This is a genomic window from Weissella sagaensis (assembly GCF_005405285.1).
GTDB classification, from domain to species: domain Bacteria; phylum Bacillota; class Bacilli; order Lactobacillales; family Lactobacillaceae; genus Weissella; species Weissella sagaensis.
Genome location: NZ_BJDT01000018.1, coordinates 1,552 through 4,678, shown reverse-complemented (window position 1 = coordinate 4,678; position 3,127 = coordinate 1,552). Strand labels below are relative to the sequence as shown.

1 rRNA gene is annotated in these 3,127 nt (G+C 49.2%); it reads right to left on the bottom strand.

Features of this window, described 5'->3' with window-relative positions:
- Positions 1–26: 26 nt before the first annotated feature.
- Positions 27–2,942 (bottom strand): 23S ribosomal RNA (locus FFM55_RS09660).
- Between the last annotated feature and the right edge of the window lie 185 nt (positions 2,943–3,127).

Below are 3,127 nucleotides of genomic sequence, written 5' to 3'. Positions count from 1 at the left end.
TATTTTTGCCTTACACCACTTGCTACTTGGTTAAGTCCTCGAACCATTAGTACTAGTCCGCTCCATACGTCACCGTACTGCCACTTCTAGCCTATCTACCTTATCATCTATAAGGGGTCTTACTTCATTTCTGAATGGGAAATCTCATCTCGAGGCGAGTTTCACACTTAGATGCTTTCAGCGTTTATCTCATCCGTACATAGCTACTCAGCGATGCTCCTGGCGGAACAACTGATACACCAGTGGTACGTCCACCCCGGTCCTCTCGTACTAAGGGCAGCTCCTCTCAAATTTCCTACGCCCGCGACGGATAGGGACCGAACTGTCTCACGACGTTCTGAACCCAGCTCGCGTACCGCTTTAATGGGCGAACAGCCCAACCCTTGGGACCGACTACAGCCCCAGGATGCGATGAGCCGACATCGAGGTGCCAAACCTCCCCGTCGATGTGGACTCTTGGGGGAGATAAGCCTGTTATCCCCAGGGTAGCTTTTGTCCGTTGAGCGATGGCCCTTCCATGCGGAACCACCGGATCACTAAGCCCTACTTTCGTACCTGCTCGACTGGTAAGTCTCACAGTCAAGCTCCCTTGTGCCTTTACACTCTGCGAATGATTTCCAACCATTCTGAGGGAACCTTTGGGCGCCTCCGTTACTTTTTAGGAGGCGACCGCCCCAGTCAAACTGCCTGCCAGACACTGTCTTCCACCACGCTTAGTGGTGTGAGTTAGAGTGTTCATACAACGAGGGTAGTATCCCACGTTTGCCTCCATCGAAACTAGCGTCCCGATTTCTACGGCTCCTACCTATGCTGTACAAGCTGCACAAACACTCAATATCAAGCTACAGTAAAGCTCCATGGGGTCTTTCCGTCCTGTCGCGGGTAACCCGCATCTTCACGGGTCTTTAAATTTCACCGAGTCTCTCGTTGAGACAGCGCCCAGATCGTTACACCTTTCGTGCGGGTCGGAACTTACCCGACAAGGAATTTCGCTACCTTAGGACCGTTATAGTTACGGCCGCCGTTTACTGGGGCTTCAATTCGTACCTTCGCCGAAGCTAAGCACTCCTTTTAACCTTCCAGCACCGGGCAGGTGTCAGCCCCTATACGTCATCTTACGATTTTGCAGAAACCTGTGTTTTTGATAAACAGTCGCCTGGGCCTATTCACTGCGGCTCAGCTTACGCTGAGCACCCCTTCTCCCGAAGTTACGGGGTCATTTTGCCGAGTTCCTTAACGAGAGTTCACTCGCTCACCTTAGGATGCTCTCCTCGACTACCTGTGTCGGTTTGCGGTACGGGCAGGTAAACACTAACTAGAAGCTTTTCTCGGCAGCGTGACATCACAGACTTCCCTACTTTATTTCGGTCCTTATCACAACTTGTCCTATTAGAAGCAAGCATTTAACTCACTTCAAGACTTATTGCTTAACCCAGCATTTCCAATCGCTGGGATCTGTTAGCCTTCTGCGTCCCTCCATCGTTCAAACATGTTCACCTGGTACAGGAATCTCAACCTGTTAGCCATCGACTACGCCTTTCGGCCTCGCCTTAGGTCCCGACTAACCCTGGGAGGACGAGCCTTCCCCAGGAAACCTTAGTCATACGGTGGACAGGATTCTCACCTGTCTTTCGCTACTCATACCGGCATTCTCACTTCTAAGCGCTCCACCAGTCCTCACGATCTGACTTCATTGCGCTTAGAACGCTCTCCTATCGCGCCACTTACGTGGCACCCGTAGTTTCGGTGGTGTGTTTAGCCCCGGTACATTTTCGGCGCAGAATCACTCGACTAGTGAGCTATTACGCACTCTTTAAATGGTGGCTGCTTCTGAGCCAACATCCTAGTTGTCTATGCAACTTCACATCCTTTTCCACTTAACACACACTTAGGGACCTTAACTGACGATCTGGGCTGTTCCCCTTTCGACAATGGATCTTATCACTCACTGTCTGACTCCCGGACATACGTGATTGGCATTCGGAGTTTATCTTAATTTGGTAACCCGAGATGGGCCCCGCACCAAAACAGTGCTCTACCTCCAACACGCTATCTTCCGAGGCTAGCCCTAAAGCTATTTCGGAGAGAACCAGCTATCTCCAAGTTCGATTGGAATTTCACCGCTACCCACACCTCATCCCAACATTTTTCAACATGTACGGGTTCGGGCCTCCAGTGCGTTTTACCGCACCTTCACCCTGGACATGGGTAGGTCACCTGGTTTCGGGTCTACAACAACATACTCAGACGCCCATTTCAGACTCGCTTTCGCTACGGCTCCGGTCTTTCCACCTTAACCTTGCATGTTATCGTAACTCGCCGGTTCATTCTACAAAAGGCACGCTATCACCCATTAACGGGCTCTAACTTGTTGTAGGCACATGGTTTCAGGAACTATTTCACTCCCCTTCCGGGGTGCTTTTCACCTTTCCCTCACGGTACTGGTTCACTATCGGTCACTAGGGAGTATTTAGCCTTACGAGATGGTCCTCGCAGATTCCGACCGGATTTCACGTGTCCGGCCGTACTCAGGATCCTGCACGGGAGTTTGCTTACTTTCGCATACGGGGCTATCACCCTGTTTCGCTCAGCTTCCCAGCTGATTCTGCTAATAAACAAATTTGTAACTCCACAACGGCAGTCCTACAACCCCAAAGTGCAAGCACTCTGGTTTGGGCTCCTCCGTGTTCGCTCGCCGCTACTGACGGAATCGATTTTTCTTTCTTCTCCTGTTGCTAATGAGATGTTTCAGTTCACAACGTCTACCTTCGCTTAGCTATAGATTCACTAAACGATAACTTGCATAACAAGTTGGGTTCCCCCATTCGGAAATCCCCGGATCAAAGCTTACTTACAGCTCCCCGAGGCATATCGGTGTTAGTCCCGTCCTTCATCGGCTCCTAGTGCCAAGGCATTCACCATGCGCCCTTAATAACTTAACCGATCAACAAATTGTTGATGATTTCGTTTGAGTATTGTGACTCGAAGGTCACAAGCGATTTTAAACTTATTTAAAAAACTCAAAAAATTACGCGGTGTATTTTTTCGGCTCAATTTAATTGATATGATCAATATAAATGAATTTAAAAATTTACAATTATGATTCAGTTTTCAAAGAACTAATAGT